This is a genomic window from Paraburkholderia tropica, from assembly GCF_014171495.1.
Lineage (GTDB): Bacteria > Pseudomonadota > Gammaproteobacteria > Burkholderiales > Burkholderiaceae > Paraburkholderia > Paraburkholderia tropica.
In genome coordinates this window covers 539,284-562,838 of record NZ_CP049134.1, presented here as the reverse complement: position 1 = coordinate 562,838, position 23,555 = coordinate 539,284, and the positions used below count along the sequence as shown (strand labels likewise).

The 23,555-nt window shown below is 66.8% G+C and carries 18 protein-coding genes and 1 pseudogene; 10 read left to right on the top strand and 9 right to left on the bottom strand.

The window, feature by feature from the left end; genetic code table 11:
• Positions 1-39: 39 nt before the first annotated feature.
• From G5S35_RS02505 to panB, 7 genes and pseudogenes are all read left to right on the top strand, one after another.
• Complete coding sequence (locus G5S35_RS02505; RefSeq protein ID WP_065057172.1) at positions 40-1,119, top strand: AI-2E family transporter; 1,080 nt, start codon at positions 40-42, stop codon at positions 1,117-1,119.
• 16 nt (positions 1,120-1,135) lie between these two features.
• Positions 1,136-1,858 (top strand): annotated as a pseudogene (gene hda, locus G5S35_RS02500) (DnaA regulatory inactivator Hda); the annotation flags it as partial.
• A gap of 725 nt (positions 1,859-2,583) precedes the next feature.
• On the top strand, positions 2,584-3,270 hold the full coding sequence (locus G5S35_RS02495; protein ID WP_065057171.1) for a histidinol-phosphatase: 687 nt from the start codon (positions 2,584-2,586) through the stop codon (positions 3,268-3,270).
• Positions 3,267-4,877, top strand: a complete 1,611-nt coding sequence (gene pcnB, locus G5S35_RS02490; RefSeq protein WP_065057170.1) for a polynucleotide adenylyltransferase PcnB — start codon at positions 3,267-3,269, stop codon at positions 4,875-4,877. The genes G5S35_RS02495 and pcnB overlap by 4 nt, the downstream gene beginning before the upstream one ends.
• Before the next feature lie 69 nt (positions 4,878-4,946).
• Positions 4,947-5,537 carry a 2-amino-4-hydroxy-6-hydroxymethyldihydropteridine diphosphokinase gene (folK, locus tag G5S35_RS02485; RefSeq protein ID WP_183038535.1) on the top strand — a complete coding sequence of 197 codons (591 nt, stop codon included), beginning with the start codon at positions 4,947-4,949 and terminating at the stop codon, positions 5,535-5,537.
• The gene (locus G5S35_RS02480; protein ID WP_065057168.1) at positions 5,534-6,214 is read left to right on the top strand and encodes a deoxynucleoside kinase; all 681 of its coding nucleotides are present in this window, start codon (positions 5,534-5,536) and stop codon (positions 6,212-6,214) included. Before folK ends, G5S35_RS02480 begins: the two co-directional genes overlap by 4 nt.
• A 46-nt stretch (positions 6,215-6,260) precedes the next feature.
• The gene (panB, locus tag G5S35_RS02475; protein WP_074981592.1) at positions 6,261-7,076 is read left to right on the top strand and encodes a 3-methyl-2-oxobutanoate hydroxymethyltransferase; all 816 of its coding nucleotides are present in this window, start codon (positions 6,261-6,263) and stop codon (positions 7,074-7,076) included.
• A 75-nt stretch (positions 7,077-7,151) separates the two neighbouring features.
• Here panB and G5S35_RS02470 read toward each other — a convergent pair whose 3' ends face one another.
• The 5 genes from G5S35_RS02470 to grpE all read right to left on the bottom strand — a co-directional run bounded on the left by G5S35_RS02470 (position 7,152) and on the right by grpE (position 14,438).
• The gene (locus tag G5S35_RS02470; protein WP_183038534.1) at positions 7,152-8,102 is read right to left on the bottom strand and encodes a cation diffusion facilitator family transporter; all 951 of its coding nucleotides are present in this window, start codon (positions 8,100-8,102) and stop codon (positions 7,152-7,154) included.
• Positions 8,103-8,189: 87 nt separating this feature from the next.
• Positions 8,190-10,103: an aminodeoxychorismate synthase component I gene (gene pabB / locus G5S35_RS02465; protein ID WP_183038533.1), complete on the bottom strand. Its 1,914-nt coding sequence runs from the start codon at positions 10,101-10,103 to the stop codon at positions 8,190-8,192.
• A 54-nt stretch (positions 10,104-10,157) separates the two neighbouring features.
• Positions 10,158-11,288 (bottom strand): molecular chaperone DnaJ, encoded by a 1,131-nt coding sequence (dnaJ, locus tag G5S35_RS02460; protein ID WP_065057164.1) that lies wholly within the window; start codon positions 11,286-11,288, stop codon positions 10,158-10,160.
• Positions 11,289-11,565: 277 nt separating this feature from the next.
• Entirely contained in the window at positions 11,566-13,512 is a 1,947-nt protein-coding gene (gene dnaK / locus G5S35_RS02455) for a molecular chaperone DnaK (RefSeq protein ID WP_065057163.1), read from the bottom strand.
• Between the two features lie 365 nt (positions 13,513-13,877).
• The gene (gene grpE, locus G5S35_RS02450) at positions 13,878-14,438 is read right to left on the bottom strand and encodes a nucleotide exchange factor GrpE (RefSeq protein WP_065057162.1); all 561 of its coding nucleotides are present in this window, start codon (positions 14,436-14,438) and stop codon (positions 13,878-13,880) included.
• Between the two features lie 371 nt (positions 14,439-14,809).
• On the opposite strand from grpE, the gene G5S35_RS02445 reads away from it, so the two are divergent.
• Entirely contained in the window at positions 14,810-14,971 is a 162-nt protein-coding gene (locus tag G5S35_RS02445) for a hypothetical protein (RefSeq protein ID WP_167371393.1), read from the top strand.
• Here the strand turns inward: G5S35_RS02445 and G5S35_RS02440 are convergent.
• The 3 genes from G5S35_RS02440 to hrcA all read right to left on the bottom strand — a co-directional run bounded on the left by G5S35_RS02440 (position 14,943) and on the right by hrcA (position 17,700).
• Complete coding sequence (locus G5S35_RS02440; RefSeq protein ID WP_183038532.1) at positions 14,943-15,350, bottom strand: RNA-binding S4 domain-containing protein; 408 nt, start codon at positions 15,348-15,350, stop codon at positions 14,943-14,945. The two genes, G5S35_RS02445 and G5S35_RS02440, sit on opposite strands and share 29 nt — an antisense overlap.
• A 43-nt stretch (positions 15,351-15,393) precedes the next feature.
• Positions 15,394-16,473, bottom strand: coding sequence for a ferrochelatase (gene hemH / locus G5S35_RS02435; protein WP_074981586.1), 1,080 nt, complete (start codon positions 16,471-16,473; stop codon positions 15,394-15,396).
• A 207-nt stretch (positions 16,474-16,680) separates the two neighbouring features.
• Entirely contained in the window at positions 16,681-17,700 is a 1,020-nt protein-coding gene (gene hrcA / locus G5S35_RS02430; protein WP_065057158.1) for a heat-inducible transcriptional repressor HrcA, read from the bottom strand.
• A 292-nt stretch (positions 17,701-17,992) separates the two neighbouring features.
• Between hrcA and G5S35_RS02425 the strand changes: the two genes are divergently transcribed.
• Both G5S35_RS02425 and recN read left to right on the top strand, forming a co-directional pair.
• Complete coding sequence (locus G5S35_RS02425; protein ID WP_065057157.1) at positions 17,993-18,904, top strand: NAD kinase; 912 nt, start codon at positions 17,993-17,995, stop codon at positions 18,902-18,904.
• Positions 18,905-18,963: 59 nt separating this feature from the next.
• A complete protein-coding gene (gene recN / locus G5S35_RS02420; RefSeq protein ID WP_183038531.1) occupies positions 18,964-20,643 on the top strand; it encodes a DNA repair protein RecN in 1,680 nt (559 codons plus the stop codon).
• 23 nt (positions 20,644-20,666) lie between these two features.
• Here the strand turns inward: recN and glnE are convergent, their stop codons facing one another.
• A complete protein-coding gene (gene glnE / locus G5S35_RS02415) occupies positions 20,667-23,513 on the bottom strand; it encodes a bifunctional [glutamate--ammonia ligase]-adenylyl-L-tyrosine phosphorylase/[glutamate--ammonia-ligase] adenylyltransferase (RefSeq protein WP_183038530.1) in 2,847 nt (948 codons plus the stop codon).
• Positions 23,514-23,555 lie beyond the last annotated feature (42 nt).

The window sequence follows — 23,555 nt, the reverse complement described above, 5'->3', positions numbered from 1 at the left end:
CCGTCCGCCAAACCGCGCTCCAGAACCGGAAACCACGATTTGTCGCCGAACACACCGATTTTCACGCCGTATCAGCGCCAGGCCTTCATCTGGGCCGCGCTCGCGCTCGCCTTCGGCATCGTGCTGTGGCTGCTCCGCCCGGTCCTCACGCCCTTCCTGCTCGGCGGCCTGCTCGCCTACATCCTGCAGCCGGGCGTGGCCTGGCTCGTGCGCCGCCGCGTGCCGCGCGGCCTCGCCGCGCTCGCCATGATGCTGCTGTTCGCGCTGCTCGTGACGATGCTGGTCGTGCTGCTGCTCGCGGTGATCCAGAAAGAAGGGCCGCAACTGAAACAGCAGGTGCCGGCGATGATCACGCATCTGCACGACTGGCTCACGCCCAAGCTCGCGTTTCTCGGCGTCAGCGATTCGATGCTCGACTTCCAGAGCCTGCGCGACCTGATCACGAGCCGCGTCGAAGGCAGCGCGCAGACCATCGCGCTCTACGCGTGGACGTCGATCCGCACCAGCAGCAACGTGGCGATCGAAGTCGTCTCGAACGCCGTGCTCGTGCCGCTCGTGCTGTTTTATCTGCTCTACGACTGGAACGCGATGCTGGTGCGCGTGCAGACCTTCATCCCGCGCCGCTGGTTTGGGCGCACGATGGAGCTGGCGGGCGAAATGGACCGCATGCTCGCGCAATATCTGCGCGGCCAGTTGCTGGTGATGGCCGTGCTGGCCGCGTTCTACGCGATCACGCTGTCGATCGCGGGCTTCGAAGTCGCGCTGCCGGTGGGCGTGTTCACGGGCCTCGCGGTGCTGATTCCGTATCTCGGCTACGCGACCGGCCTCGTGCTCGCGCTGATCGCCGCGCTGCTCCAGTTCGGCAACTGGTACGGCTTCGGCGCGGTGGCGCTGATCTACGGCGTGGGCCAGGTGCTCGAGGGCTTTTTCCTCACGCCGCGCCTCGTCGGCGAGCGCATCGGCCTGCATCCGCTCGCGGTGATCTTCGCGTTGCTCGCGTTCGGGCAACTTTTCGGCTTCTTCGGCGTGCTGCTCGCCTTGCCCGCGAGCGCGATCCTCTCGATCGCGCTGCGCGAACTGCGGCGCAGCTATCTCGCGAGCGCGCTCTACAAGAACTGACTTCCGCCAGACAACCGTGCAGCGACAGTTAACGCTCGATCTCGGCACCCCGCCGCCATCGACCTTCGACAACTTCCACACCGGCGCCAACGCGGAGCTGGTCGCACGCCTGCGCGGTCTGGACGCCGCGCTCGCCGCGGGCGCGCACGCCGCCGACCCGCAGGCCGACCGCACGTTCTACATCTGGGGCGAACCGGGCAACGGCCGCTCGCATCTGCTGCACGCGCTCGCCTGCGAGACGCCGCCCGGACGCGTGCGCTATCTCGGACCGAAAAGCGGCCTCGCCGCCTTCACCTTCGACGCGCGCGTGCCGATCTACGCCGTCGACGACTGCGACTCGCTCTCGGGCGCGCAGCAGATCGCGCTGTTCAACCTCTTCAACGAAGTGCGCTCGCATCCGGGCACGGCGCTGGTCGCCACCGGCAACGCCGCGCCGATGGGCCTCGCGGTGCGCGAGGATCTGCGCACGCGCCTCGGCTGGGGCCTCGTGTTCCACCTCGCGCCGCTCTCGGACGCGGGCAAGGCGGCCGTGCTCAAGCACGCGGCGCGCGAACGCGGCATCAATCTCGCCGACGACGTGCCCGCCTATCTGCTCACGCATTTCCGCCGCGACATGCCGAGCCTGATGAAGCTGCTCAACCAGCTCGACCGTTTCTCGCTCGAACAGAAGCGCGCAGTGACGCTGCCGCTGCTGCGCACGATGCTGGCGAAGGGTGACGGCGAGGACGCGGCGAATGGCGACGAAACGGCGCTGGAAGGCGGCGACGAAGGCTTCGGCGAGACTGATGCGCCGTTTGGCAGCGAGACGGGCGACGACGCGGCTGAATCCGCTGAATCGACCGCATCTGCCGAATCCACAGAATCCACAGAATCCACAGAATCCGTCGATCACGACGCGCCTCAAGCCCCGAACGAACCCGCCGCGCCCACCGCCCCCGACTTCGCCGCCCCGCGCGGCGTCGAACTCGAACTGTTCCCGAACGAGCCAGCCGGCGAATCGGCGCAGGAAGCCGGTTACGAAGCACCCAAGCCGCCCGCGCTGCAACCGCGCACGCCGCTGGGCGCGCCGCCGTTCCAGCCGCCGACCGACAACGTCGAAGGCGAGCTGGGCGCGCCGTTCCGCGCGGTGGTGCACCGCGAGCTGGGCACCGAGCTGAAGGGCGAAGTGGAAGCCGACGTCAGCGACGAAATGAGCGGCGAACTGAACGGCGACCTCGATCCGCCCGCCGCCGATCCGAACGCCCCGGCCAATCCGGCCCATCCCGCCGATCCTGCTGCCGCCGCGGCCCAAACCGAACCCGCCGTCTCGCCGGACGAGCACGACCCGGCACGCTCCGGCCCGAATACCGCGCAGTCCGAACCCGGCGCATCCCAGCAGACCCCGAACGCCCCCGAGCGCCCCGGCTCGCCGCCCGACGCGGGCGCGGGCAACGGCTTCACCCGCTTCAAGTAAAATGAGCGCCCATGGCTAATCTCGCACTTTTCGATCTCGATCACACGCTGATCCCCACCGACAGCGACCACGAATGGGGCCGCTTCATGGTGAAGCTCGGCATCGTGGACGCCACCAGCTTCGCCGAGCAGAACGACCGCTTCTACGCCGACTACAAGGCCGGCAAGCTCGACATCCACGCTTACCTCGTCGCCATGCTCACGCCGCTCGCGAAGTATTCGCGCGCGCAGCTCAAGACGTGGCACGACCAGTTCATGCACGAAGTCATCCGTCCGGCCATCCTGCCGGCCGCGCTGGAACTGGTGCGCGAGCACAAGGAAGCGGGCGATGTGTGCTGCGTGGTCACGGCCACCAACGAGTTCATCACGGCGCCCATCGCCGAGGCGTTCGCGGTGGACAAGCTGATCGGCTGCGAGGTCGAAACCGTCGACGGCCATCCGGCCTCGGGCTTCACGGGCCGCCCGACGGGCACGCCGAGCTACCGTGAAGGCAAGATCGTGCGCGTCGAAGCATGGCTCGCCTCGCTCGGCAAAACGTGGTCGGACTTCGAGCACAGCTACTTCTATAGCGACTCGCACAACGACATTCCGCTGCTCGAAAAGGTCACCGACCCGATCGCGACCAACCCCGACGACACCCTGCGCGCCCACGCGCAACAAAAGGGCTGGCGCATCCTCGATTTGTTCCAGGCATCGTGATCAAGAAATTCATCCGCAAGCTGTTCGGCCAGGACGACAGCGCCGCCGCGCACGACGACGCAGGCGCGCAAGCCGCAGCCTCCCACTCCGCATCCGACGACGAAGCCGCGCCCCGCACGCGCCGCAAGCCCGCTGCAAAGTCCGGCACGCGCGCCACGCTCACCAAGCCGCGCGCCGCCATGGGCGCGAGCGAGCCGATCTCGCCCGTGATCCTCTCGGCCGACGTGCACGGCATCAACCCGTCGCTGATCTCCCGCAACGCCGTGCGCGTGACCGAAGGCCTGCAGCAAGCGGGTTTTCGCGCGTTCATCGTCGGCGGCGCGGTGCGCGACCTGCTGCTCGGCGTCGCGCCCAAGGACTTCGACGTGGCCACGGACGCCACGCCCGACCAGGTGCAGAAGCTGTTCCGCCGCGCGCGCATCATCGGCCGCCGCTTCCAGATCGTGCACGTGCAGTTCGGCCAGGAAATCATCGAAGTCTCGACTTTCCGCGCGCTCGTCGATGCACCGCCGCCGCCCGCCGAATCGGCTCCGCCGGCCAAGCGCATGCGCCGCGACGAACTCGACCGCAAGACGCACCACGTCGACGCGAGCGGCCGCGTGCTGCGCGACAACGTCTGGGGCGAGCAGCACGAGGACGCCACGCGCCGCGACTTCACGATCAACGCGATGTACTACGATCCGGCCACGCAAACCGTGCTGGACTACCACAACGGCATGGCCGACATGCGCGCGCGCCTGCTGCGCATGATCGGCGACCCGGCCACGCGTTATCGCGAAGATCCGGTGCGCATGCTGCGCGTGGTGCGTTTCGCGGCCAAGCTCGGTTTCGACATCGAAGAAAACACCCGCGGTCCGATTCAGGATCTCGCCGACCTCATCAACAACGTGCCTGCGGCGCGTCTGTTCGACGAGATGCTCAAGCTGCTGCTCTCGGGTCACGCGCTCGAATGCCTCAAGTGGCTGCGCAAGGAAGGCCTGCATCACGGCCTGCTGCCGCTGCTCGACGTGGTCCTCGAACAGCCGCAGGGCGAGCGCTTCATCTCGCTCGCGCTGTCCAGCACCGACGCGCGCGTGCGTGCGGGCAAGCCGGTTTCGCCGGGCTTCCTGTTCGCCACGCTGCTCTGGCACGACGTGCAGCAGCGTCTGCAGCAATACACGGCCGAGGGCGAATTCCCGGTGCCGGCGCTGCACCGCGCGATGGACGACGTGATCGACGCGCAAACGGAGAAACTGGCGATCCATCGCCGCTTCTCGTCGGATATGCGCGAAATCTGGGGCCTGCAACTGCGCCTCGAAAAGCGCGGCCGCAGCGCCATCAAGCTGCTGGAGCATCCGCGTTTCCGCGCGGGCTATGATTTCCTGCTGCTGCGCTGCGAATCGGGCGAGCTCGACGCCGAAATCGGCCAATGGTGGACCGATTTCATCAGCGGCGACCCGACCGCGCGCGAAACCCTGCTCACGCAGGGCGGCACGAAAGAGCGTTCGCCGCGCAAGCGCCGCCGTCGCGGCGGAGCGAAACGCAAAACGGGCGAAGCCGCGGTGGGCGCCGAAAGCGCCGGCGCGGATGGCTCGTTCGGCGACGACGGCAACCCGCACGAGGACTGACGCCATGCAAGGCGCGGCAAAGTGCGGTAAGGTCCATCGTCAACCGCAACGATAGTCGGAAGTGAAGCCATGACGGTTGCCTGGCTGGGAATCGGCGCGAATCTGGGGGATGCGCGCCAGACCCTCAAAGACACGGTGGTGTGCCTCGCGCAACAGCACTCCATCACCGTGCTCGCGAAATCGAGTCTGTACCGCACCGCGCCGATCGACGCGGGCGGCGACGACTATTTCAACTGCGTCGTGAAGCTCGACACGCGGCTCGCCGTGCGCGAGCTGCTCGGCCTGTGTCACCGCGTCGAGCATCATTTCGGCCGCGAACGCCCCTTTCGCAACGCGCCGCGCACGCTCGACATCGACATCCTGCTGTACGGCGGCGAGATCATCGACGAACCCGATCTCATGGTGCCGCATCCGCGCATGACCGTGCGCGCGTTCGTGCTCGCGCCGCTCGCCGAGGTCGATCCCGAACTGGAGATTCCCGGCAAGGGCCGCGTGAGCGACTTCCTGCCCGGCGTGGCCGACCAGCGCATCGAGAAGATGAAGCCGCTGTGCCAGTGTCTGGGCATGGCGTCGCAGGCGCCGGCCGACGCATCGTCGAACAGCGCCTCCGCCAGCACGACGGACGCGACGCCGGGCACGCCCACGGGCCGTTGCGGATGAGCACGCCGCTACCTGTCGTCACCGCACGCGCGGCCCGTCCGGCGTATCAGTACATCGCGATCGAAGGGCCGATCGGCGCGGGCAAGACCGCGCTCGCCACGCGTCTGGCCGAACGCTGGTCGATGCAGACCCTGTTCGAGTCGCACGCCGACAATCCCTTTCTCGAACGCTTCTGGCGCGACGCCTCGCGGCACGCGCTGGCCGCGCAGCTCTCGGTGGCCCTGCAGCGCGAGCGCCTCTCGCACGAAGTGGCCGCGCGCCGCGCCGCCGGTGTGCCGCTCGTGACCAATTTCCTCGCCGAGCGCAACGACGTGTTCGCGCGCCTCACGCTCCCGGAAGACGAACTGCCGCTCTATCGCGCGCTGGCCGAACGGCTGCCCGCGCAGACGAGCGCGCCCGACCTCGTCGTCTATCTGCAGGCGAGCCCGGAAGCGCTCTACGCGCGCATCCAGAAGCGCGCGGTGGCTGCGGAGCAGCACATTTCCGATGCCTTTCTGCGTAGCCTCTGCGACAGCTACAACGAATTTTTCTATCATTACGACCATGCGCCGGTGCTGACCGTCGGCGTGGAAAATCTGCACCCGCTCGATTCCGATGCGGACCTTGCGCTGATCGCCGAACGTATCGAAACCATGCGCGGCCGCAAGGAATCCTTCGTCAAGGGCACGTCGCTCTAAGCGGCGCGCTCCTCTCCGGTTTCTCTCTTTTCCAAACGGATTCCCCATGACTTACCTGCAGGAAACGAGCCGCAGCGCGGTCACCGTGCCCAAACTCCAGGCAATGCGCGACGCGGGCGAGCGCATCGCCATGCTGACCTGCTACGACGCGAGCTTTTCGGCGCTGTGCGACCGTGCGGGCGTCGATTCCGTGCTGATCGGCGACTCGCTCGGCAACGTGCTCCAGGGCCACACGACCACGCTGCCCGTCACCATCGACGACATCGCCTATCACACGGCGTCGGTGGCGCGCGCGCAGCCCAAGGCGCTGATCGTCGCCGATCTGCCGTTCGGTACCTTCGGCACGCCCGAAGACGCCTTCGCGAACTCGGTCAAGCTGATGCGCGCGGGCGCGCAGATGGTGAAGATCGAGGGCGGCGAATGGCTCGCGCCCACCGTGAAGATGCTGGTCGAGCGCGCGGTGCCCGTGTGCGCGCACATCGGTCTTACGCCGCAGTCGGTGCATGCGTTCGGCGGCTTCAAGGTGCAGGGCAAGAGCGATGCGGGCGCGACGCAACTGATCCGCGACGCGCTCGCGCTGCAGGACGCCGGTGCGCAACTCGTGGTGATCGAAGCGGTGCCGGCGGCGCTCGGCACGGAAGTCACGAAGCAGCTGCGCATTCCGACCATCGGCATCGGTGCGGGCGTCGAGTGCTCGGGACAGGTGCTGGTGCTGCACGACATGCTGGGCATTTTCCCCGGCAAGCGTCCACGTTTCGTGAAGGACTTCATGACGGGTCAGCCCGACATCGAATCGGCCGTGCGCGCCTATGTGCAGGCCGTCAAGGAAGGCAGCTTCCCCGGTCCCGAACACGTGTTCTGACGCGTTCTGCTGACGCGTTCTGATTCAGCCGATGCACGCGCGGGCCGCACACGCCCGCGCCCGTTCCCTCCCCTCTCATTCCGCCCATTCCGGGTCGCACGTGAACATGATCGTGAGCCAGCGGTGCGCTTCGTCGCCGCCGATGGCCCGGCCGATCTCGTCGCGGATCGCGTCCCATTCGGCGAGCCGCTTCGCCGGCATCTCGGGCGGCACCACGAAATACAGCTCGATTTCGCGCGACCGCCCCACTTTCGCCACGTAGGCGCGGTGATACTGGAACGCGTAACGCTCGACGAATTTCACGGCGATCGCATCGACCTGCGCCTTGAGGTCGGCGGGCGCCACCAGCAGCATGTCGAGCAGCGCCTGGCGGATCTCCGCGAGCGGAATCGGCATGATGACCACGCAGACGAAGGCCAGCGCCGCAGGGTCGATATACGGCGTGTAGCTTGCCCACGCCGTGCCTTCGATCGCGTAGCCCGCGCCGAACGCGATCAACAGCGCCGCCGTGATGCCCGCCGACATGATCCACGACTTGATGTCGAGCCGCAGGAAGTCCGAGCGGATGCGCCGGTTGGCGCGCATTTCGAGCAGGGCCATCGCCGCGCAGACGCTCACCGTCATCACCGCGTAGACCAGCGCCGGGCCGAAGTGCAGCGCGTGGCCGCCGCCCAGCAGGCTCGTGATCGCGTTGATCAGCGCATAGACGGTGACCGCGACGAGCAGCGTGCCGTTCAGCGCGAGCACCATCGGTTCGAGATGCCAGAAACCCATCGTGAAACGCTCGCGCCATTTGCGCGGCAAATCGACGTCGACGGCATGCGAGGTGATCAGGCGGACGACGGCGAGCGCGAGCGCGCTCATGCTGGCGTCGACGAGCGAGTAGACGCCGTCGAAAATGATCGAGAAGGAGCCGGAAAAGAGGCCGAACAGCACGCCGCCCGTGGCGATCAGCAGCGTGGTGGCGATCGAGAGGCGCAGCACGGCGCTCTCGTCCCGCATGTTCAAGAAGGAAGGTCGTGCCATGCCGCCGCTCTCCGCGGCCCTGCCGGGGCCAGGCAGCTAGCAGGCTAACCGAGGCGCGCGAAATCTGTCGCGCGCCTGTCCGGTCGTTCAGATCAGCATCAAGCGCGCGGGCAGCGCGCCGCGCAGCGCGTTGGTCAGCAGCAGCGCTTCGGCGTCGAGCACGTCGTCGCGCGTGAGCACGCGCTCCTGCGCGCCGAACGCCTCGTCGTCGAGCAGCACGCCGCGCATCACGCCCGGCAGCAGCCCCGACGCGAGCGGCGGCGTGAACCACTGGCCGCCGAGTTTCACGAACACGTTCGAGCGCCCGCCTTCGGTCAGCTCGCCGCGTTCGTTGAAGAACAGCATGTCGAAGCCGCCCTGCGTCTCCGCTTCGCGCCACGCGTGGTCGAAGTCGACACGGCGCGTGGATTTGCGCAGCAGCAGCGCATCGGCGGATGCAACCGGCGCATAGCCGTGATCCGAAGCAAGTAACACGCCCACGGTTTCCGACGCCAGCGGCGCGAGCGGCGCGCTCGTGAGCACGAACTCGCCGTGCTTGGCGAGCGCCACGCGCACGCGATGCGGCGCATCCTCGTCGACAAAGCTCGCGCAGGTCTCGCTCAAACGCGCCCGCAACGCCTCGACGTCGCACGGAAAATCGAGCCACGCAGCACTCGCCGCGAGCCGCGCGAGATGACGGTCGAGGTGACGCACGCCTTGCGCGCGCGTCGCGTACATCGTCTCGAACAGTTCGATGCCGGGGTCGGCCTGAGTCAGAAAACGTGCTTTCAAACGGCACTCCTCGTATTCGTCGGCGGCCACGCTGTCGAGCACGATGCCCGCGCCCACGCCCATCTGGCCGCGGCGCATGACCGCGTCGCCGGATTGTGCGGCGTCGAGCGTCAGCGTGCGGATCACGACCGAGAGGCAAAAGTCGCCGCAGGCCTCGCCGTCCGGCGCGGCGTCGAGCCAGCCGATCGTGCCCGTGTACAGCCCGCGCGGCCCGTGCTCCAGCGCCTCGATCAACTCCATCGTGCGATGCTTGGGCGCGCCCGTGATCGAACCGCACGGGAACAGCGCGCGCATCGCGTCGGCGAACGTGGTGCCTTGGCGCACGATGGCTTCAACCGTCGACGTCATCTGCCAGACCGACGCATACGGCTCGACGCTGAACAGCGCCGGCACGCGCACCGAGCCCGTCTGCGCCACGCGCGACAAATCGTTGCGCAGGAGATCGACGATCATCACGTTTTCAGCGCGATTCTTGGGATCGTTCGCGAGGAATTGCGCGGCGGCGGCATCGCGCGCCGCATCGGGGTCGCGCGCGGCGGTGCCCTTCATCGGTTTCGCGCGCAACGTCTCGCCGTGCTTCTCGACGAACAGTTCCGGCGAGCACGACAGCACCCAGCGGTCGCCCGGCAATGCGATCAGCGCGCCATAACGCACGCGCTGACGCTCGCGCAGACGCCGGTACAGCGCGACGGGCGTGCCGAACGTCTCGAAATCGAGCCGGTACGTGTAGTTGATCTGATACGAGTCGCCGATGCGCAGAGCGTCCTGCACGGCGTGGATGTCGTGCTCGAAACGCTCGCGATCGACGCCCATCGTCACCGCCGCGATGCCCGCGGGCGCGGGCGATTCACGGCCTTCGCGCGCGGCGAGCCACGCGTCGGCTTCCTCGCGCGAAAGCATTTCGCAGTGCGCGAACAATAAAAAACGCAGCGCGGCGTGGCCGTGCTGCGTTGGCTGACTGGCGGAGGCCGTTGACGATGGCGCCGATGACGCCGCATCGTGCTTCGCGAATTCAAGCGCGCGCCCGAATTCGTAATCGCCGATCACGAGCGCGTGGCGCCCCGCGCGCTGTTCGGCCTGCACCTGGGCGCAGGCCGCGTCGAGATCCGCCGCGCGTTCGCACGCGACTTCGCGCACGAACCCCGTGTAGAGGCGGCTCGAGCGGCGCGTGGCCGTCGAGTCGCCGTCGTCGAGCAGCGCGAACACCGCGCCGCCAGGATTGACTGCCATGGACTTGCTACCTGCTACTGCATCGATGCAACCCGACGCGCGTGGGAACGCGCATCAGTCGAAGAAGCTCTTCACGCGGTCGAACCAGCTCTTGCTCTGCGGGCTGTGGCGCGAACCGCCTTCCACGAGCGACTTCTCGAACTGCTGGAGCAGATCGCGCTGGTTGTCGGTGAGCTTGACCGGCGTTTCGACCTGCACGTGCACGTACAGATCGCCCGCGATGCTCGAACGCAAACCCTTGATGCCCTTGCCGCGCAGACGGAACGTCTTGCCCGACTGCGTGCCTTCCGGAACCGTGAAGGTCGCGCGGCCCGCCAGCGTGGGCACTTCGATCTCGCCGCCGAGCGCCGCCGTGGTGAACGGAATCGGCATCTGGCAATGGAGGTCGTCGCCGTCACGCTCGAAGACCGCGTGCTGCTTGATGTGGATTTCCACATACAGGTCGCCCGACGGACCGCCGTTGATGCCCGGCTCGCCGTTGCCGGCCGAGCGGATGCGCATGCCGTCGTCGATACCCGCCGGAATCTTCACTTCGAGCGTCTTGGTTTCCTTCACCTTGCCCGCGCCGTGACAGGCCGTGCACGGTTCGGGGATGTAGGAACCCGTGCCGTGGCACTTCGGACAGGTCTGCTGGATGCTAAAGAAGCCCTGCGACATGCGCACCTGGCCGGAGCCGTGGCAGGTCGGGCAGGTTTCCGGCTTGGTGCCGGGCTTCGCGCCCGAGCCGTGGCAGACTTCGCAGCCGCTCCAGCCCGGCACGCGGATTTGCGTCTCGTAGCCGTGCGCCGCCTGCTCCAGCGTGATTTCCATGCTGTAGCGCAGGTCCGCGCCGCGGTACACCTGCGGGCCGCTACGGCCGCCGCGCGCACCGGCCGCCTGGCCGAAGATGTCGCCGAAAATGTCGCCGAAGGCGTCGGCGAAACCGCCGAAGCCCTGCGCGCCCGCGCCGCCCATGTTGGGATCGACGCCCGCATGGCCGTACTGGTCGTATGCCGCGCGCTTTTGCGAGTCCGACAGCATTTCGTAGGCCTCTTTGACCTCCTTGAAATGCTCTTCCGCATCCTTGTTGTCCGGATTGCGGTCGGGGTGATACTTCATCGCCAGCTTGCGATACGCCTTCTTGATTTCGTCGTCGCTCGCGTTCTTCGCGACGCCCAGAACCTCGTAGTAATCCCGTTTCGCCATATCGGTTCAACGCCGGCCTGACGCTTTGCAGCGCACGCCGGCTCCTCTTGAATGCTGGATCTCGTGACCCGTTCGCCGTTCCTTTCACGCCCCGCGCGGGCACTTTTCGCGCCCTTGCGGCCCCTGTTACAGAACGGCCTCCATAAAACAAATGTGCCCGGAGAGCCGGAAGGCTCGCCAGGCGCTGCAATGCTGACGCGCATCGTAACCGATGCGGCCGTGCTCCGGTCCATTCGTTCGAGCCGCCACCCGTGGGCGGCGGCCCGTTCGCACCGGCTTAGTCCTTCTTGACTTCCTTGAACTCGGCGTCGACCACGTCGTCGGCATCGTTCTTCGCGGCCTGCTCGGCGCCGGCTTCGGCACCCGCGCCCGCTGCGGCGCCGGCCTGCTGCGCCTGCATGTCGGCGTACATCTTTTCGCCGAGCTTCTGCGATGCCGCCGACAGCGCCTCGACCTTCGCCTCGATCGTCGCCTTGTCAGCCGACGAATCCTTCAGCGTGTCTTCGAGTTCCTTCAGCGAAGCTTCGATCTTTTCCTTTTCGGAAGCGTCGATCTTGTCGCCGTACTCGGCCACGGCCTTCTTCGTGCTGTGAACCAGCGCATCGCCCTGGTTGCGCGCGTCGGCCAGCTCACGCAGACGGTGATCTTCTTCCGCGTTCGCTTCGGCGTCCTTCACCATCTTTTCGATTTCGGCTTCCGACAGGCCCGAGTTCGCCTTGATGGTGATGCGGTTTTCCTTGCCGGTCGCCTTGTCCTTCGCGCCGACGTGCAGAATGCCGTTCGCGTCGATGTCGAAGCTCACTTCGATCTGCGGCACGCCGCGCGGTGCGGGCGGAATGCCTTCGAGGTTGAACTCGCCCAGCAGCTTGTTGCCCGCCGCCATTTCGCGTTCGCCCTGGAACACCTTGATCGTCACGGCCGACTGGCTGTCGTCCGCCGTCGAGTAGACCTGCGAGTGCTTGGTCGGGATCGTGGTGTTCTTGTTGATCATCTTCGTCATCACGCCGCCGAGCGTCTCGATACCGAGCGACAGCGGGGTCACGTCGAGGAGCAGCACGTCCTTGCGGTCGCCCGACAGAACCTGACCTTGAATCGCGGCGCCGACTGCAACGGCTTCGTCCGGGTTCACGTCACGGCGCGGATCCTTGCCGAAGAACTCCTTCACCTTTTCCTGCACCTTCGGCATACGCGTCTGGCCGCCGACGAGAATCACGTCGTCGATGTCGCCGACCTTCACGCCTGCGTCCTTGATCGCGACGCGGCACGGCTCGATGGTGCGCTCGATCAGGTCTTCGACCAGCGCTTCCAGCTTGGCGCGCGTGATCTTCAGGTTCAAGTGCTTCGGACCCGATGCGTCCGCCGTGATGTACGGCAGGTTGATTTCGGTCTGCTGGCCCGACGAGAGTTCGATCTTGGCCTTTTCAGCGGCTTCCTTCAGGCGTTGCAGCGCGAGCACGTCCTTCGAGAGGTCGACGCCCTGCTCCTTCTTGAACTCGCCGATGATGTAATCGATGATGCGCTGGTCGAAGTCTTCGCCGCCGAGGAACGTGTCGCCGTTGGTCGAGAGCACTTCGAACTGCATTTCGCCGTCGACGTCCGCGATTTCGATGATCGAGATGTCGAACGTGCCGCCGCCGAGGTCGAACACGGCGATCTTGCGGTCGCCCTTTTCGGCCTTGTCCAGACCGAACGCGAGCGCGGCTGCGGTCGGTTCGTTGATGATGCGCTTGACTTCCAGACCGGCGATGCGGCCCGCGTCCTTGGTGGCTTGACGCTGGCTGTCGTTGAAGTACGCGGGAACCGTGATCACGGCTTCGGTGACCGGCTCGCCGAGGTAGTCTTCAGCGGTCTTCTTCATCTTGCGCAGCACTTCTGCGGAAACCTGCGACGGCGCGAGGTTCTGACCATGCGCTTCGACCCAGGCGTCGCCGTTGTCGTGCTTGACGATCTTGTAGGGCATCAGGTTGATGTCCTTCTGCACTTCCTTCTCGTCGAAGCGGCGGCCGATCAGGCGCTTGACCGCGTAAAGCGTGTTGCGCGGGTTCGTGACCGACTGGCGCTTGGCCGGCGCGCCGACCAGGACTTCGTTGTCGTCCATGTAGGCGATGATCGACGGCGTCGTACGGGCGCCTTCGGAGTTCTCGATCACCTTGACCTGATTGCCTTCCATCAGCGCCACGCACGAGTTCGTGGTGCCGAGGTCAATACCAATAATTTTGCCCATTTTTGTCAAATCTCCAATTTTGATCGCTGCGCGGACGCCGCTTTGCGCGGTTTTCGACGCGGTTTCAACAAGGTTGCAATCCGCGTGATCGCGGCTGGCGTCCACTTCAATTCGGAACTGCTGCCCAAATAAGTGCCGCGTTGGCGCTTTTCAAGGGGTTTGGGCTATGCGTCCGTTAATTTTTTTCAATCGGCGACGCATTTTCGCGATGTTTTGGAAAAAGCGCCACCTTCGCTTTCTAAAGCCTTACGAAACGACCGCAAGGCCGCCGGAAAGCACGACTGCGCTACAGCGGATGACGGCAGCGCGACGCCGCGTCTTCAGTCTGACTGCCGACGCCCGGCGGTGCGCGCCATTTACACCGCTTACTTCGGCTGCGACACCGTGACGAGCGCCGGACGCAGCACGCGGTCGGCGATCACATAGCCCTTTTGCAGCACGCTGACGACGGTGTTGGCTTCCTGCTCCGACGGCACCATCGAGATAGCCTGATGGCGGTGCGGATCGAACTTCTCGCCGACCGGGTTGATCGCGAGCACCTTGCCCTTTTCCAGCGCGCCGCTCAGCTGCTTGAGCGTGAGCTCGACGCCTTCGTTGACCTTCGCGAGGTCGTCCGAGCCGTGCGCGAGCGCGGCTTCGAGGCTGTCGACCACCGGCAGCAGGTGCTCGGCGAAGTTTTCGATGGCGAACTTGTGAGCCTTGGCGACGTCTTCCTGCGCGCGGCGGCGGACGTTTTCCGTCTCGGCCTTGGCGCGGATGAAGGCGTCCTGCAGCTCGGCCACCTTCGCTTGCGCCTCGGCAAGCGCGGCGTCCGCGCCGCCTTGCTCCACCTGGCCGGCGTCGGCCTGCGGCTGTGCGGCGGCCTGGGACGCGTCGTCCGCGGGCGTGGGGTTCTGGCTCGTCGGGTTCTCTTGCGTGTTTTCCATGTCGCTGAACGTCGTTGAATAGTAAAAAGGGACACGAAGCACCGGCCCGTGCGGACCGTCTGTTCCGCCGCCCCGGCAGCCGTTGTGCCGGCGCGACAGATGCTTCGTACATTGCGACAGCACATGGGTGCCGGATCGCTTGTTTCAAGGGCTTTCCAGCGGTTTTTTATACAACGGTCAAACCGCCGAAACTGCCCGTTACAATCATTACCGCAGTGCGGAAAAATTGAAATTGAGTGCGCCGCCCACCTGACCTACACTCAGGAACAGGTGCTGCTCAATCACACGTATACCCTGAGCGCGGCACCGCACCGATTGAACCCGAAACCGGGTTTACCTGGCCGTTTTGGCGCGATCCCTTGGGGAGTACCGTGAAACTGACCTTTGCCATATCGGTGGTCGCTCTGGTACTCATCGCCGGAACCACCACCATCTGCATGTCCGGCGTCGTGAACGAGAACACCACCGAATACGGCGGCGTCCACGCCACGATGGAAGCCCTCTTCAATCCTCACGCGAAAGTTTGTCGATAGTGCGGCGCTCCCGCTTGGTCGGTCTGCCCTGCAATACGGCCGCCGGTTCGCGAAAGAGCCGGCGCCGTTCCTGCTCGGCCGCGCGCCGGGCGCGCCCGGCTTCGGTTTCCGCGTAAAGCGTCTGCGCCACGCTGGCCGGGCCGCGCACCTCGCAGATTCCCAGCACATCCACTTCCCAGACCACGTGATCGATTTCGAATTCCACGCGATCGCCCACGCGCACTTCCTTCGACGCCTTCACCGCTTCGCCGCCAATGCGCACGCGGCCTTTGCCGACCGCATCGGTAGCCAGCGAGCGCGTCTTGAAAAAGCGCGCGGACCAGAGCCATTTGTCGATGCGCAGTCGCGCGCCCGGCTCCGTCGAAATTTTGTAGTTCATACGTTGCGTCCTGATTAAGCGAAACGCGCTCGGCGCAGCAGCTTCACGCCACCGCGCCCGCAGCATGCACGCCGGCGCTCGCCGCCTGCACAGGCCAGCCTTGCAGGTTTTGCGCCACGATCTCGCCGAGCGCCGCGATCCACGCGCGCGAGTCGTTCAGGCACGGAATACGGTGGAACTCCTTGCCGCCGCCGTGCAGGAATTCGTCGCGGACTTCCATGCCGATTTCCTCGATGGTTTCCAGGCAATCGGCCGTGAAACCCGGACAGAATACGTCCGCACGCCGCACGCCCGCCTGCCCCAGCTCCTTGAGCGTGGGCGCCGTGTACGGCTGCAGCCACTGCGCGCGCCCGAAGCGCGACTGGAACGTGACGCGGCATTCGACCGACGTAAGTTCCAGCGCGTGCATGAGCAGCGACGCAGTCTGCTGACACTGCTCGTGGTACGGGTCGCCGAGATCGAGCGTGCGGCTCGGCACGCCATGAAAGCTCAGTACGAGACGATCCCCGGCCGCGAAATCGGGTTTGCCGTGCGCGCTCCAGTACTGATGCACCTGCGCGGCCAGCGCGGCGATGTAGGCCGGATGGTCGTGATAGCCGCGCAGCGTGCGGATCTCGGGCTGATTGCGCATGCGCCGCAGTGCAGCAAACGCGGCGTCGAAGGCCGTGGCCGTGGTCGAGGCCGAATACTGCGGATACATTGGCACGAGCAGGATGCGTTCGGCGCCCGCGAGCTTGAGCTGATTGAGCATCGCCGGGATGTCGGGCGTGCCGTAGCGCATCGCGTAATCGACCAGCACCGTGTAGTCGTTGATTTGCAGCAGATGGCGCAGCGCGTCGGTCTGCTTTTGCGTGTGCACGCGCAGCGGCGAGCCCTCGGGCGTCCACACGGCGGCGTACTTTTTCGCCGACGAGCGCCCGCGCAGCGGCAAAATCAGCGCGCGCAGAATGACCTGCCAGATGGGCGCGGGAATCTCGACCACGCGCGGGTCGGAGAGAAACTGCGCGAGATAGCGGCGCACGGCGCGCGGCGTGGGCGCGTCGGGCGTGCCGAGATTGATCAGCAGCACCGCAACACGATGCGCGACAGCGGATTGCAGGGGCCGCTCGAGGTCGAAACGCATAGGCGATCAGGGACGCCGCGCGAGCAGCGCAGCAACGGTTGCACAAGGGATCATTATAGCGGGCGGCTTCGGGTCAGCCAGGCGGCGGGCGGGCCGCGCGTGTGCGGCGGCGTACGTCAGGCAACGCAGCGCAGTTCGCGCCGCAACGTTAGCCATTCGGCTAATGGCGCGGCGCGCCGCTTTCGCCGATCATGGCCGGCAAGCCGCTCAGTTCTGGCTGAGCGTGAGCGAGAGCAGCCGCGCGGTGATGTCCACGATCGGAATCACGCGGTTGTAGGCCATGCGCGTCGGGCCAATCACGCCCAGCGTGCCCACGATCTTGCCGTTCACTTCGTACGGCGCGGTCACCACGCTCATTTCCTCGATCGGCACGAGTTGCGACTCGCCGCCAATGAAGATCTGCACGCCCTGCGCGTGGCTGGAGACGTCCAGCAGTTGCAGCAGGCTGGTCTTCTGGTCGAACACGTCGAACAGCTTGCGCAGGCGCGCCATGTCCGAGGACAGGTCGGCCACTTCGAGCAGGTTGCGCTCGCCCGAGATCAGCACGGTCTCGCCGGTGTCCGACTCCTCGGTGCTCGCGGTCACGGCGGCGTGCATGAGCGTGGTCATGTCGCCGCGCAGCGCGTCGATTTCCTCGCGCAGGCGGCGGCGCACCTCGTCGAACGAGAGGCCCGCGAAATGCGCGTTGATGTAATTGGAGGCTTCGATCAGCTCGGAAGGCGCGAAGTCGCGCTGCGTCGCCATGATGCGGTTCTGCACGTCGCCTTCGGGCGTCACGATAATCAGCAGGATGCGCTTGTCCGACAGGCGCATGAACTCGATCTGCTTGAACACGTGGCTGCGGCGCGGCGTGAGCACCACGCCGGCGAACTGCGAGAGATTCGAGAGCACGCTGGCCGCGGCCGCCACCACCTTCTGCGGCTCGCCGGGGCGCAGCGTGGTTTTCACCGCGCGCGTGAGCGCGTCCTCGTCGCCGGACGGCTCGACGGTGAGCATGGTGTCGACGAACAGGCGGTAGCCGCGCGGCGTGGGCACGCGCCCCGCCGAGGTGTGCGGACTGGACACGAGCCCCAGCTCCTCCAGGTCCGACATCACGTTGCGGATGGTCGCCGGGCTCAGCTCCAGCCCGGAGAATCGCGACAGCGTGCGCGAGCCAACCGGCTGACCTTCGGCGATGTAGCGCTCGATCAGCGTCTTGAGGAGGGTTTGTGCGCGGGGATCTAACATGACTGAAAATTTTAGCCTAATGCCGGGTTCGGGGCGAGTACGCACGCGGGCGCGCGGGCGGCGTGCCGAGCCGGCAGCGGGCCGCCGGCTGGCGGAACCCGCTACGCGGCGTAGCCCCCGAAATGGGTCGCTGTCATCGGCGCGTCACCGGCTTTTGGGAGAAAGGCGCCGCGTTGCGCGGGAAAAGCACCCGCGGGCGCATCGCCCGCGAGGCGGCGTTTTTTCGGCCGCCGCCCCGCCCGTATTGGCTCACAGGTTCCTTTTCGGGACCTGACTATGGTGTAATTGCGGCATGCAGATCCAGAAGATTGAGAGCCAGTTCAAGACGGTTGCGCTCGTCGGGCGCAGCAACACCCAAGGCATCGGCGAGCCGCTGATGGCGCTCGCCCAGACCATTTCGCAACGCGGCTTCGACGTCGTGTTCGAAGCGCAGACCGCCCAGGAAATCGGCGCCACCGGCTATCCGTCGCTCCAGCCCGCCGAAATCGGCGCGCGCGCGGACGTGGCCGTGGTGCTCGGCGGCGACGGCACGATGCTCGGCATCGGCCGCCAGCTCGCGCCCTACCGCACGCCGCTCATCGGCATCAACCATGGGCGGCTCGGCTTTATCACCGACATTCCGTTCTCCGACATGCAGGAGATCGTGCCGCAACTGCTCGCGGGCAGCTTCGAGCGCGAGGAGCGCTCGCTGCTCGAATCGCGCATCACGCGCGACGGCGCTCCGATCTATCAGGCGCTCGCGTTCAACGACGTGGTGGTGAACCGCAGCGGCTTCTCCGGCATGGCCGAGCTGCGCGTGCACGTGGACGGCCGCTTCATGTACAACCAGCGCTCGGACGGCCTGATCGTCGCCACGCCCACGGGCTCCACGGCTTACGCGCTCTCGTCGCAAGGGCCGATTCTGCATCCGCAGCTGCAGGGCATCGTGCTCGTGCCGATCGCGCCGCACGCGCTCTCGAACCGCCCGATCGTGCTGCCCGACGACTGCAAGGTGAGCATCCAGATCGTCGCGGGCCGCGACGTCAACGTGAATTTCGACATGCAGTCGTTCACGGCCGTCGAACTGAACGACGTCATCGAGGTGCGCCGCTCGCGCCATACCGTGCCCTTCCTGCATCCGGTCGGCTATAGCTACTACCGTACGCTGCGCAAGAAGCTGCACTGGAACGAGCATCCGTCGCTGCAGGACGACCCGCAGGACTAAGCGCGCCCAAACCCGCCACAACCCTGTATAAACGGCACGCCAGCCCGACCCAAGACGCCATGCTCCGCCACCTTTCGATACGCGACTTCGTGATCGTCGCCGCGCTCGACCTCGAATTCGACAGCGGTTTTTCCGTGTTCTCCGGCGAGACGGGCGCCGGCAAGTCGATTCTCATCGACGCCCTCGCGCTCACGCTCGGCGCGCGCGCCGACGCGGGCGTCGTGCGCACGGGCGAAAGCCGCGCCGACATCACCGCCGAATTCGACACGCCGCCGCACATTCAGCAATGGCTCGACGAGCAGGCGCTCGCGCTGCCCGACGGCGAGCGCGTCGTCATGCTGCGCCGCGTCGTGGACAGCAACGGCCGCTCGCGCGCCTTCATCAACGGCACGCCCGCCACGCTCGCGCAGTTGCGCGATGTGGGCGAACGGCTCGTCGACATTCACGGTCAGCACGCGCATCAACTGCTGATGCGCCCCGACGCGCAGCGCGAGCTGTTCGACACGCACGCGGGCATCACCGACCTCGCCGCCGCCGTCACGCGCACGTGGCGCGATGCGCGCGACGCGCGTCTGGCCGTGCAGACCGCCATGTCGCGCGACCGCGAGCTGCAACTGGAGCGCGAGCGTCTCGCGTGGCAGCTCGCCGAACTCGACAAGCTCGCGCCGCAGCCGGGCGAATGGGAAGAAGTGAACGCGGAGCACACGCGGCTCTCGAATTCCGCGAATCTGATCGACGGCGTGCAAGGCGCGCTCGCGGCGCTCTCCGAATCCGACGACGCGATGATTTCGCATCTGAACTCGATCGTCTCGAAGCTGCGCGACCTCGCCGAAGTCGACAACGAACTCAACGACGCGCTCGCCGCGCTCGAACCGGCCGCCATCCAGCTTCAGGAAGCGTCCTATTCGCTCTCGCATTACGCGCAGCGTCTCGACCTCGATCCGCACCGGCTCGCGCAGGTGGAACACCGTCTGGATGCGCTGCATTCGGCGTCACGCAAATTCCGTCTGCCGGCCGAGTCGCTGCCCGACGAACACGCGGCGCGCCGCCAGCAACTCGCCGCGCTCGACGCCGCCTCCGATCTCGACGGCCTGCGCGCCGCCGCGGACAAAGCACAGAACGCCTACCTCGCCGAAGCGCGCCGGCTGTCGAAAGCGCGCGCCAAGGCCGCGCAGACGCTCGGCGCGGCGGTCACGCAAGGCATGCAGGAATTGTCGATGGCGGGCGGCAGTTTCGAAGTGGCGCTCGTGCCGCTCGGCAACGGCTCGAATGGCGAGCCGATCGGCGGCCAGCACGGGCTTGAGCAGATCGAGTTCCGCGTCGCGGGCCACGCGGGCGTGCCGCTGCGCCCGCTCGCGAAGATCGCTTCGGGCGGCGAACTCGCGCGTATCAGCCTCGCGCTCGCCGTGATCGCCAGCGCCGCGAGCCCCACGCCCACGCTGATCTTCGACGAAGTGGACACGGGCATCGGCGGCGGCGTGGCCGAAGTGGTCGGCCGTCTGCTGCATCAGCTCGGGCAAGCGCGCCAGGTGCTGTGCGTCACGCACCTGCCGCAAGTGGCCGCGCGCGGCGATCACCATTTCCAGGTGTCGAAGTCCGGCGACGGCAACGGCGGCACGGTCTCGGTCGTCACGCCGCTCGACAAGCCGGGCCGCGTGGAAGAAGTCGCGCGCATGCTCGGCGGGCTGGAGATCACCGCGACCACGCGGCGGCATGCGAAGGAGATGTTGGCGGCTTAGGTTGGCAGCCTGACATTTCTCCCTCACGCCTCCCCAAACACCCGCTTCCACAACGCGAGCACGGTCTCGCGCTCGCGCTCGACGCGCGCCGGATCGACGCGCGCCGTCTCCATGCCGTCGAGCCGCAGCTGATGCTGAAGCTTGCGATACAGCCGGTACGCCGCGCCGATCGTGTCCGCCTCCGCCTCGCTCATCAGCCCGAAGCGCGACACCTCGCGCAGCAGCGCGATATTGCCGGTATTGCGGATCAGCTCCGGGTCCTGCGCCGCGTGCAGCAGCACCCAGTACTGCACGAGAAATTCGATATCCACCATGCCGCCGCGATCGTGCTTCAGATCGAACAGCTCGGTGCGATTCGGATGGCCGTCCTCGACGCGCTGGCGCATCTGCACGATCTCCTGCGCGAGCGGCGCGGCGGCGCGCGGCGTGGTGAGCACCTGCACGCGGATCGCCTCGAACGCATGGCCGATGCCCGCGTCGCCCGCCGAAAAACGCGCGCGCGTCAGCGCCTGGTGCTCCCACACCCACGCCGTATTCGCGGCGTCGCCTTCGCGTAGCTGATAGCGGCGGAACGCGTCGAGATCGGTGACGAGCAGCCCCGATTCGCCGTTCGGCCGCAACCGCAGATCGACGTCGAACAGCGTCCCCGCGCCCGTCGCGGTCGTGAGCCAGGTGATCAGGCGGCGCGCGAAAGTCGCGTAGATTTCGGCGGCGCGCTCGTCCTCGTCGTCGTAGAGAAAGATGATGTCGAGGTCCGACGCGTAGCCCAGTTCCTTGCCGCCCAGCTTGCCGTACGCGATCGCCGCGAAGCGCGGCACCTCGCGGTGGCGTTTCGCGAACTGCTTCCAGACGGTTTCGATGGTCGCGTCGAGCACCGCGTCGGCGAGTTCCGAGAGGCGGTCGCTCACGTGCTCGACCGAGAGCCGTCCGGCCAGGTCGTTGAGCAGGATGCGGAACACTTCGGCCTGGTGCGCGTGGCGCAGCAAGTCCATTTGCTGCTCGACATCGGCGGCGGCCGCGAGGCGCGCGCGCAGCAGGCGCGAAAACTCGGGCCAGTCGAACGGCGAGGAAATCGCCTCGTCGTCGAGCAGTTCGTCGAGCAGTTGCGGATGGCGAATCAGATAGCCCGACGCCCAGCGCGACGCGCCGAGCACCTTGAGCACGCGGTCGAGCGCATCCGGGTATTCGGTCAGCAGCGCGAGATAGGCGCCGCGCCGGATCACCGTTTCGAGCAGGTCGAACATGCGCGCGAGCGTGACGCCGCGCCGCGCGCGCGGCTCCAGCGTGCGCGCCGCGTCGAGCGCGCGCTGCGCGACGACGTCGAAGCGCTCGCGGCTCTTCTCGGGCAGGCCCGTGTAGCGCGCCGAGGTCCACAGCCCGCGCAGGCGCGCAAGCAGCGGCGCCGGATCGTCGATACCGAGTTCCGCGAGACGTTCGAGCAGGGCGCCGTCCGCGCTTTCCTCGGCGAGCGCGCCGCTCCACACCCACGCCGCCGCGCCGTCCTCGGGCGCGCCGCAGCCGCTTTCGCCGGCCACCTTGTCGGAGAAAATCTGGTCGAACTGGCGCTCGACCTTTTCGCGGTGCGCGTCGAGCACGCTCATCAGCGCGGCGTAGTCGGCGAATCCCATCGACTTCGCGAGCGCCGCGCGTTCGGCGTCGTCGACGGGCATCGCGTGCGTCTGCGCGTCGTCGCGGTATTGCAGGCGGTGCTCCAGCTCGCGCAAAAAGTTATAGGCGAGCGTGAGGTCGTGGCAGACCTCGGGCGCGATCAGGCCGCGCGCCGCCGCGTAGCCGAGCACGGCGAGCGTCGGGCGCACGCGAAAGCCCGCGTCCTGGCCGCCGCGAATCAGCTGGAACACCTGCGCGCTGAATTCGATTTCGCGGATGCCGCCGCGCCCGAGCTTGATGTCGTCGGCCTTGTCGGGGCGCATCATGGCGCGGCGCTGCGCTTCCTGACGGATCTGCAGATGCAGCGAGCGGATCGCGCTGATCACGCCGAAATCCAGGTAACGCCGGTACACGAAGGGCTTCACGAGCGAATCGAGTTGCGTGGCGAGGCGCTGCGCGCTGTCGCTTTCGCGCTCCGACACCAGCCGCCCCTTGATCCACGCGTAGCGCTCCCACTCGCGGCCCTGCACGTAGAAATATTCCTCCAGCATGCCGAGGCTGCACACGAGCGGGCCCGAGTCGCCGTTCGGCCGCAGCCGCATGTCGACGCGGAACACGAAGCCGTCCGCGGTCACGTCCGAGAGCGCGCCGATCAGCCGCTTGCCCACGCGCGTGAAGTAATCCTGAGTGGCGATCGGCGAACGCTGGCCGCCAGTGGTTTCGCCGTCGTCTTCGTAGACGAAGATCAGGTCGATATCCGACGACACATTGAGCTCGCGCCCACCGAGCTTGCCCATGCCGACCACGCCGAGCGTGAGCTTTTCGCCGTTCGGGCCGCGCGGCTCGCCGAACACGGTTTCGAGATCGGCGCTCACGACCGCCAGCGCGCGCTGGATCGTGACTTCCGCGAAATCGGTCATCGTGCCGGTGACTTCGGCGACGTCGGCGACACCGCCGAGATCGCGCTCCATCACCGCGCAGATCACTTCCACGCGCAACTGGCGCAGCGCGGTTTTCAACTGTTCGTCGGTGAGGGCGATCGGTGCTGCTTGAGCGTCTGCCTGAGCAGGTGCGCCGCTTGCTGCGTCACGCGTCTGGCCGCTCGCCTGCGCGCACAGCGCGTCGAGCCGCGCGACGATGCGCTCGCGCGTGAGCGGCGCGGCGGCGAGCGCTTCGACCTGGGCTTCGAGGCCGGGACGGGCCGCATAAGCGCGCGCCGCATAGCGCGAATAACTGGAACTCAGAAGGGGAATGTCAGTCATGAAAGCCTGGCCCGGCGGAATAAGCGGAGATAAACGTCGATG

Excerpts from the sequence above, each read along its gene's own strand:
- G5S35_RS02495 (WP_065057171.1), top strand. The coding sequence starts at position 2,584 with ATGGCTAATCTCGCACTTTTCGATCTCGATCACACGCTGATCCCCACC.
- folK (WP_183038535.1), top strand. The coding sequence starts at position 4,947 with ATGACGGTTGCCTGGCTGGGAATCGGCGCGAATCTGGGGGATGCGCGC.
- G5S35_RS02480 (WP_065057168.1), top strand. The coding sequence starts at position 5,534 with ATGAGCACGCCGCTACCTGTCGTCACCGCACGCGCGGCCCGTCCGGCG.
- panB (WP_074981592.1), top strand. The coding sequence starts at position 6,261 with ATGACTTACCTGCAGGAAACGAGCCGCAGCGCGGTCACCGTGCCCAAA.
- G5S35_RS02470 (WP_183038534.1), bottom strand. The coding sequence starts at position 8,102 with ATGGCACGACCTTCCTTCTTGAACATGCGGGACGAGAGCGCCGTGCTG.
- pabB (WP_183038533.1), bottom strand. The coding sequence starts at position 10,103 with ATGGCAGTCAATCCTGGCGGCGCGGTGTTCGCGCTGCTCGACGACGGC.
- dnaJ (WP_065057164.1), bottom strand. The coding sequence starts at position 11,288 with ATGGCGAAACGGGATTACTACGAGGTTCTGGGCGTCGCGAAGAACGCG.
- dnaK (WP_065057163.1), bottom strand. The coding sequence starts at position 13,512 with ATGGGCAAAATTATTGGTATTGACCTCGGCACCACGAACTCGTGCGTG.
- grpE (WP_065057162.1), bottom strand. The coding sequence starts at position 14,438 with ATGGAAAACACGCAAGAGAACCCGACGAGCCAGAACCCCACGCCCGCG.
- G5S35_RS02440 (WP_183038532.1), bottom strand. The coding sequence starts at position 15,350 with ATGAACTACAAAATTTCGACGGAGCCGGGCGCGCGACTGCGCATCGAC.
- hemH (WP_074981586.1), bottom strand. The coding sequence starts at position 16,473 with ATGCGTTTCGACCTCGAGCGGCCCCTGCAATCCGCTGTCGCGCATCGT.
- hrcA (WP_065057158.1), bottom strand. The coding sequence starts at position 17,700 with ATGTTAGATCCCCGCGCACAAACCCTCCTCAAGACGCTGATCGAGCGC.
- G5S35_RS02425 (WP_065057157.1), top strand. The coding sequence starts at position 17,993 with ATGCAGATCCAGAAGATTGAGAGCCAGTTCAAGACGGTTGCGCTCGTC.
- recN (WP_183038531.1), top strand. The coding sequence starts at position 18,964 with ATGCTCCGCCACCTTTCGATACGCGACTTCGTGATCGTCGCCGCGCTC.
- glnE (WP_183038530.1), bottom strand. The coding sequence starts at position 23,513 with ATGACTGACATTCCCCTTCTGAGTTCCAGTTATTCGCGCTATGCGGCG.